Source organism: Pseudonocardia sp. (genome assembly GCF_025465255.1).
Taxonomy (GTDB): Bacteria; Actinomycetota; Actinomycetes; order Mycobacteriales; family Pseudonocardiaceae; genus Pseudonocardia.
This window is the reverse complement of sequence record NZ_JAODNI010000193.1, coordinates 33,163-40,498: the sequence shown is the minus strand read 5'-3', so window position 1 is coordinate 40,498 and position 7,336 is coordinate 33,163. Positions and strand designations below refer to the sequence as shown.

The 7,336-nt window shown below is 69.9% G+C and carries 7 protein-coding genes; 3 read left to right on the top strand and 4 right to left on the bottom strand.

Annotation, left to right across the window (positions count from 1 at the left end; genetic code table 11):
• Positions 1-1,375 (top strand): prolyl oligopeptidase family serine peptidase (locus JWP64_RS23320; protein WP_297500915.1); only part of this gene is annotated, 1,375 nt, incomplete at its 5' end.
• Positions 1,376-1,530: 155 nt separating this feature from the next.
• On the opposite strand, the gene JWP64_RS23315 is transcribed toward JWP64_RS23320, so the two are convergent.
• Genes JWP64_RS23315 through JWP64_RS23300 form a run of 4 tightly spaced genes read right to left on the bottom strand, consistent with a single transcriptional unit; the run spans position 1,531 to position 3,596 of the window.
• Positions 1,531-2,247: a DUF899 domain-containing protein gene (locus JWP64_RS23315; protein WP_297500917.1), complete on the bottom strand. Its 717-nt coding sequence runs from the start codon at positions 2,245-2,247 to the stop codon at positions 1,531-1,533.
• A 32-nt stretch (positions 2,248-2,279) separates the two neighbouring features.
• The gene (locus JWP64_RS23310; RefSeq protein WP_297500913.1) at positions 2,280-2,849 is read right to left on the bottom strand and encodes an SRPBCC domain-containing protein; all 570 of its coding nucleotides are present in this window, start codon (positions 2,847-2,849) and stop codon (positions 2,280-2,282) included.
• Complete coding sequence (locus tag JWP64_RS23305) at positions 2,846-3,175, bottom strand: metalloregulator ArsR/SmtB family transcription factor (RefSeq protein WP_297500910.1); 330 nt, start codon at positions 3,173-3,175, stop codon at positions 2,846-2,848. The genes JWP64_RS23310 and JWP64_RS23305 overlap by 4 nt, the downstream gene beginning before the upstream one ends.
• Entirely contained in the window at positions 3,165-3,596 is a 432-nt protein-coding gene (locus JWP64_RS23300) for an SRPBCC domain-containing protein (RefSeq protein WP_297500907.1), read from the bottom strand. Before JWP64_RS23300 ends, JWP64_RS23305 begins: the two co-directional genes overlap by 11 nt.
• A 163-nt stretch (positions 3,597-3,759) precedes the next feature.
• On the opposite strand from JWP64_RS23300, the gene mgrA reads away from it, so the two are divergent.
• Entirely contained in the window at positions 3,760-4,797 is a 1,038-nt protein-coding gene (mgrA, locus tag JWP64_RS23295) for an L-glyceraldehyde 3-phosphate reductase (RefSeq protein ID WP_297500905.1), read from the top strand.
• Between the two features lie 238 nt (positions 4,798-5,035).
• A complete protein-coding gene (gene treS, locus JWP64_RS23290; protein WP_297500902.1) occupies positions 5,036-7,270 on the top strand; it encodes a maltose alpha-D-glucosyltransferase in 2,235 nt (744 codons plus the stop codon).
• Positions 7,271-7,336: the final 66 nt, after the last annotated feature.

The window sequence follows — 7,336 nt, the reverse complement described above, 5'->3', positions numbered from 1 at the left end:
TCTTCGAAGGGAACGCCTCATGCCCGTCGCGCCGAACGCGGACCCGACCCGAACCGTCACCACCGGGGTCGTCCGGCCGTTCTTCGCTGATGCCGACTTCGACTACGCCTTCCGCTGCGCCCTCGGGGCCACCGGCTACGGCGCCGGGGATCTCGGCATGTGGCTCGCCACCGCCGCGCGGATCGTCGACGGCGACCGGCAGAGCTGGTTCACCGCATGGTCCGAGCGGGCCGATCAGCTCGTCCGGCTCGCCGACGCGACCGTCGCGGCCGATCCGGTCGGCGCGTCCTGGGCGTACCTCTCCGCGTCGGCCGCCTACTCCCGGGCCCTCGGCGCCGTCGACGGCCTGCCCGCCGAGCAGGCCGACGCGGTCGCCGTGCCGACCTTCCGCAGCTCGCGGCGCTGCTGGGACGCGATGATCGACGCCTCCGGTGGCCGGTTCGTCCGGGTCGACGTGCCGTACGAGGACACCACCCTCCCCGGCTACCTGCTGCGCCCGGACACCTCCGGCAGCGCGCGTCCGACCCTGGTGATGACCAACGGCAGCGACGGCTCGGTGGCGGACCTGTGGGCGAGCGGCGCCGCGGAGGCGTTGGACCGCGGCTGGAACGCCTTCGTCTACGACGGGCCCGGGCAGCAGTCGATGCTCTTCGAGCGCCATGTGCCGTTCCGGCCGGACTGGGAGGCCGTGCTCACCCCGGTCGTCGACGCGCTCGTCGCCCGTCCGGACGTCGACGCCGCCGCACTCACGGCCTACGGCCTCAGCCAGGGCGGGTTCTGGCTGCCCCGTGCGCTGGCCTTCGAGCACCGGTTCGTCGCCGCGGTCGCCGACCCCGGCGTCGTCGACGTGTCCACCTCGTGGACCGCCTACCTCCCTCCGGAGATGATCGAGCTCCTCGACAGCGGGCAGAAGGATGTCTTCGACCACTACATGTCGCAGGCCGGGCAGGATCCCGACACCGCACGCACCTTCGCCTTCCGGGCCCGCCCGTTCGACATCGACGACCCCTACGACCTGTTCACCGCCGTCCGCCGATACCAACTGCGCGACGTCGCCGGACAGATCCGCACCCCTTTGTTGATCACCGAGCCCGAGGACGAGCAGTTCTGGCCGGGCCAGTCCGTCGAACTCGCCACCCTGCTCACCGGCCCCCATCAGATCGTGCGCTTCACCCGGGAGGACGGCGCGAACCAGCACTGCCAGCCCCTCACGCCCCGGTTCGGCCAGGCGACGATGTTCGGCTGGCTGACGGCTCAGCTCGCCGCACGGCCGGGTGGAGCGCCGCTGAGCCGCCGGGCCGCGCGAACCGCGCCGACGACCGGAAGGACAACGCCTGTCCGGCCGCCAGGAGTGTGGCTCGGCGATCATGGATAGAGGGTCGCCCCGCTGGGGCGATCAAGGACAGAAGGGCGCTCGTGGTGATCGATTGACGCCCCTTTTGGCCTTGATCGACGAGAGTCGCCGAACGGCCACTGACCAGCGACCCGGAAGGTGGACCGGCTTGCGGTGGGGGCGCGCCGGACGTCGCGCTACGACGGACCCGCCGCCTCGGCGGGTGTGAGCCGCCCCTGCGACGGGTCGGCGTCGCCGTATTCGTCGTGCCAGTTCCACCACTCGTACGGCGGCGTCCGGGGATAGCCCTCGGGCGAGTCCTCCCACTCCTCCTGCCGCCCGAGGGCGGTCATGTCGAGGTAGCTCCAGGTGCTCCCCAATGCCTCGTCGCCACGGTTGTTGATGAAGTAGGTGCGGAACACGCGGTCGCCGTCGCGGAGGAACGCGTTCGTGCCGTGCCACTCGTCCACACCGAAGTCGGTGTCGAACTCGTCGGTCATGGTGTACCAGGGCATCGTCCAGCCCATCCGCGCCTTCACCCGCGCGATGTCCGGCTGCGGCGCGCGCGAGACGAAGGCGAGCGTGGTGTCACGGGCATTCAGATGGGCGACGTGGGCGACCTGATCGGCCACCAGTGAACAACCCTTGCAAGCATGGTCGGGCCAGCCGAACACACCGGGCTCGAAGAAGGCGCGGTAGACGATCAGCTGACGACGACCCTCGAACAGGTCGAGCAGTGTCGACCTACCCTCAGCCCCGTCGAACTCGTACTCCTTCTCGACGGCCAGCCACGGCATCCGCCGACGCTCCGCGGCCAGGGCATCACGGGCGCGGGTCATCTCCTTCTCCTGCACGAGCAGCTGCCGGCGCGCAGCCTCCCACTCCCGCAGCGGAACGATCGGGGGTGTCTTCATCATGATGTCCGCCTTCCGGTTCGGGTCCGAGCTCATGCGCTCGTGAACGTCGTACTTGCGGCTTCTTCGGCGGGAACGCGCGGGCGACCGCGGCCGTTGGGCTGCCCTTCACCGGTGGTGATCAGGTTTCGCAGGCTGCCGTCGACGTAGAAACCCCATGAGGTGGCACAAACGTCGAAGCACTCGTACTCGGGAACCAGGCCCTCGTGCGTGAAGCGGACCTCGGTCCGGCCGTCCTTCTCGGAGATGTCGAAGCTGATCGTGGTGCCCGTCCACTCGGTCTCGTCCTCGGTGAAGTCGAAGTGGTTCTCCACCACGAGCCAGGAGATTCTCCGGTCGGGGACCACCTCCGTCACCCGGATCGTGCAGCGGTGAACGTCCTCGTAGTGATACGTGAACTCGTCACCGAGCTCGGCGGTGCCGCCGTCGATCTCTTCCGACCACCATCCACGAACGTTCCTGATGGCGTCGAAGGCTTCCTTCGCAGTCGTTCGCTCCACCGAGAAGCCGGTGGTGAAACCGTGGTCACTCATGATTCCTCGCCTTTCGCGTCGTGTGTAGGAGTGGAATGTGCGTGCCCGTGGGTTGAGGGCCGGGCTCATCGATCGAGGTGGTCCTTCAACGCGTCGAGCGAGCTGTCCCAGTCGCGGGCCAGCGCGGCCAGGAACTGCTGCGCCACCTGCATCGGGGCGGAGCGGAGCCGGTACCGCACCCGGCGCCGCTCCCCCGGTTCGGCCGTCACCAGGCCGGCCTCGGCCAGCAGGGCCAGATGCTTGGCGATCGCCTGCCGCGTGATCGGCAGGAGACCGGCCAGGTCCGTGGCCGTGGCGGGACCGCCCGACGCCAGCGCGGCCAGGATGGCGCGCCGGCTCGGGTCGGCCAGGGCGACGAAGACCTGTTCGGCGGTCGCCTCGATGTCAGGCGGCATCGAGGTAGTCGACCAGCTCGCCAAGCTCGCTCGCCCAGCCCTCGGTGTTGCCGCCGTACGCCTTGCTGTGGGCGTCCTCCGGCAACTGGGCGAAGCCGGTCTCGACGACGGTCAGCCGCGTCCCCGCACCGACCGGCTCGAGCGTGAACTCGACATACGTGCGACGCGGGTCGTCCTCGGGCAGGCCGAAGATCTGCCAGGTGAAGCCGAACACCGTCGGCTCCTCGACGCGCTCGACGCGCATGTCGGCCTTGTGGCCGCCGGTCCAGGACATCTGGGCCGAGCCGCCCGGACGCAGGTCGATCGTCGCCTGGTTGCCGAACCAGGTGCTCAGGCCCTCGGCCGTGGTGAGCGCGGCCCACACCTTGGCCGGCGGGTGGGCGATCTCGACGACCCGCTCGATGCGATCGGGGAATCCCATGCCAACCTCCACAAGTAGCAACTGAGTGATTGCTACAGTATGGCAACCTTTGGATTGCGTCAAGAGGTGGGCCCCGATGCTTCCGTGTGGTGGCGACCCGGCCCGATCGACACCGGCCCGTGGTCGCCCTTCACACGGGCACCGTGTGCTGCAGGATGGCGGCGTGACCTACCTCGCCGCCCCCGACCGCTACGACTCGCCGACCTCCGTCACCTTCCGGCGCTGCGGGCGCAGCGGGCTGGACCTGCCCGCGATCTCCCTCGGGCTGTGGCACAACTTCGGCGACGACATGCCGCTGGACACCCAGCGCGCGATCCTGCGGCGCGCGTTCGACCGCGGCGTCACGCACTTCGACCTGGCCAACAACTACGGTCCGCCCTACGGCGGCGCCGAGCGCAACTTCGGCACGCTGTTCGCCCAGGACCTCCGGCCGTACCGCGACGAGCTCGTCCTCTCCACCAAGGCCGGCTACGACATGTGGCCCGGCCCGTACGGCCAGGGCGGCGGTTCGCGGAAGCACCTGCTCGCGAGCCTCGACCAGTCGCTCGACCGGATGGGCGTCGAGTACGTCGACATCTTCTACAGCCACCGCTACGACCCCACCACGCCGCTCGAGGAGACGATGGGGGCGCTCGACACCGCGGTCCGCTCCGGCCGCGCGCTCTACGCCGGCATCTCCTCCTACAGCGCCGAGCGCACCCGCGAGGCCGCCGCGATCCTGAAGGATCTCGGGACGCCGCTGCTGATTCACCAGCCGTCGTACTCGATGCTCAACCGCTGGATCGAGGACGACCTGCTCGACGTCCTGGGCGACACCGGCGTCGGCTGCATCGCCTTCTCCCCGCTCGCGCAGGGCATGCTGACCTCGAAGTACCTCGACGGCGTCCCGACGGGCTCCCGCGCGGCCCAGGGCAAGTCGCTGTCCCCCGACCTGCTCACCGAGAAGTCGCTCGCGCACGTCCGCGCGCTCGACGCGATGGCGAAGGACCGCGGCCAGACGCTCGCGCAGATGGCGCTGGCCTGGGCGCTGCGGGACCCCCGGGTCACGTCGGTCCTCATCGGCGCCAGCAGCGTCGCGCAGCTCGACGACAGCCTCGGCGCGCTCGAGAACCCCACCTTCGACGACGCCGAGCTCGCGCGGATCGACGAGCACGCGGTGGACGCGGGGATCAACCTCTGGGCGGAGTCCGCGGAGCGCTGAGCCGAGGGAGCCCTGAGCCGAGCGAGCTCCGAGCCGAGGGAGCGCCGGACCCCCTTAGCACCCCCGCGGCGCGGGAGAACGTGGACCACCTCGGATGCGAGCGTTCGACGGGTGGAAGCGATGATTGGTGATCAGCCGAACCGGTAACCCAGCTTGCCGGGGATCATGGTGCCGGCGCGGTGGGGCGCGCCACCTCGCATGGTCGGCTGACCAGGGACGATCATCGTGGGGAGAGCGGATGTCGGACACGCCGGAGGCTCAGGAGGAGCAGGCGCACGAGCCCAGCGAGATCACCTACGTCGAACACTTCCATCCGGCCCGTCCCCGCAGCCTCCGGCACCGCGCCCGCGTCAAGTCGCCCTTCGCGCGCCACTCCGTGGCCCAGGACGGTCCGGCGACCGGGGAGAACCCGGCCTACGTGTCCTGGCTGCTCAACCAGTCGATGCTCTCGGACGCCAACGAGATCAGCCGGCAGTTCTCCGGCCAGGGCTCGATGTGGCAGAACCCGTTCGCCAACCCCGGCCCGCGCCAGGCCGTCGAGACGGCGTCGGTCTGGTTCACCGCCTACCCGCTCTCACTGATCACCCGGCCGGGTGAGTCGTTCCTCGCCGTGATGGCGGACGACGCGATGTGGGAGGCCTTCTCCAGCATCGGGATCGAGGCCGTGCACACCGGCCCGGTCAAGCGCGCCGGCGGCATCTCCGGCTGGCAGTACACCCCGAGCGTCGACGGGCACTTCGACCGGATCAGCACCCAGATCGATCCCGCCTTCGGCACCGAGGCCGAGTTCCGGGCCATGTGCGGCGCGGCGACCTGGTGGGGCGGCACGATCATCGACGACGTCGTCCCCGGGCACACCGGCAAGGGCGCGGACTTCCGGCTCGCCGAGATGAAGTACGCGGACTACCCCGGCATCTACCACATGGTCGAGATCGACCAGGACGACTGGAGCGCGCTGCCGGAGGTCCCGCCGGGGAAGGACTCGGTCAACATCGACGCGGCGTGCGAGGAGTGGCTGGACAAGGCCGGCTACATCATCGGCCCGCTGCAGCGCGTGATCTTCTACGCCGAGGGCGTCAAGGAGACGAACTGGAGCGTGACCCGCCCGGTCGTCGGGATCGACGGCGTCGAGCGCCGCTGGGTCTACCTGCACTACTTCAAGGACGGCCAGCCGTCGATCAACTGGCTGGACCCGTCGTTCGCCGGGATGCGGATGGTCATCGGCGACGCGCTGCACTCGCTGGCGGACCTCGGATCCGGGGCGCTGCGGCTGGACGCGAACGGCTTCCTCGGCGTCGAGAAGAGCGCGTCGGAGGGCAACCCGGCCTGGTCGGAGGGCCACCCGCTCTCCGAGGCCGCGAATCACCTCATCGCGAGCATGGTCCGCAAGGTCGGCGGGTTCACCTTCCAGGAGCTGAACCTGACGATCGACGACATCCGCGTCACCTCCGAGGCCGGCGCGGACCTGTCCTACGACTTCATCAACTGGCCCGCCTACCAGCACGCCCTGGCCACCGCGGACACCGAGTTCCTCCGGCTCACCCTGCGCACCTCGCTCGAGCTCGGCGTGGACCCGGCGTCCCTGGTGCACGCCATGCAGAACCACGACGAGCTCACCTACGAGCTCGTGCACTGGTCGACCGGGCACCAGCACGACGTCTACACCTACAAGGGCGCGGAGATCACCGGCGGCGAGCTCGGGGACTCCGTGCGCCGGGACCTCTGCGAGCACCTGACCGGTCCGAACGCCCCGTACAACCTGGTGTTCACCACCAACGGCATCGCCTGCACCACGGCCACGGTCATCGCGGCCACACTGGGGGTCACGGACCTCGACGAGATCGACGACATCGACCGGATCCGCCGCGCACACCTGCTGCTGGCCATGTTCAACGCGCTGCAGCCGGGGGTCTTCGCGCTCTCCGGCTGGGACCTCTGCGGCATGCTCACGCTGCCCCCCGAGGAGGTCGGTGACCTGCTGGACACCGGGGACACGCGCTGGATCCATCGCGCCGCGCACGACCTGATGGGCGTCAATCCCAAGGCGACGAAGTCGGCCGCGGGGATGCCCCGGGGCCGCAGCCTCTACGGCACCATCCCGGACCAGCTCGCGGACGAGGCCAGCTTCCTGCGCCAGCTGCAGGCGATCCTGAAGGTCCGCTCGCACTACCGGATCGCCGTCAGCCGCCAGGTGGACGTCCCGGACGTCTCGCACAAGGGGATGCTCGTGCTCGTCCACCAGCTCGACGACCCGGCGCAGCTGCAGCTCACCGTGCTGAACTTCGCCAACGAGCCGATCGCCGGCACCGTCCACTCGGTGGAGCTGCCCCCCGGCGCCCAGGTGTCGGACATGTTCACCGGCGAGGTGATCGCCGCAGTCGACGACCTGCGGAGCTTCACCCTCGAGCTGGAGGAGCACCAGGGGATGTCGTTGCTGGTCCAGCGGCCGGCCGAGGAGTCCGCGCAGGCGTAGTCGCGTCGTCCGGCAGTGTCCGCACAGCGCAGTCGATCTATTCCCCGGCTGCCTGTGCGGTGCTTC

Coding starts and splice junctions, on each gene's coding strand:
- JWP64_RS23310 (WP_297500913.1), bottom strand. CDS start 2,849: ATGAGCCCGGCCCTCAACCCACGGGCACGCACATTCCACTCCTACACA.
- JWP64_RS23315 (WP_297500917.1), bottom strand. CDS start 2,247: ATGAAGACACCCCCGATCGTTCCGCTGCGGGAGTGGGAGGCTGCGCGC.
- JWP64_RS23300 (WP_297500907.1), bottom strand. CDS start 3,596: ATGGGATTCCCCGATCGCATCGAGCGGGTCGTCGAGATCGCCCACCCG.
- JWP64_RS23305 (WP_297500910.1), bottom strand. CDS start 3,175: ATGCCGCCTGACATCGAGGCGACCGCCGAACAGGTCTTCGTCGCCCTG.
- treS (WP_297500902.1), top strand. CDS start 5,036: ATGTCGGACACGCCGGAGGCTCAGGAGGAGCAGGCGCACGAGCCCAGC.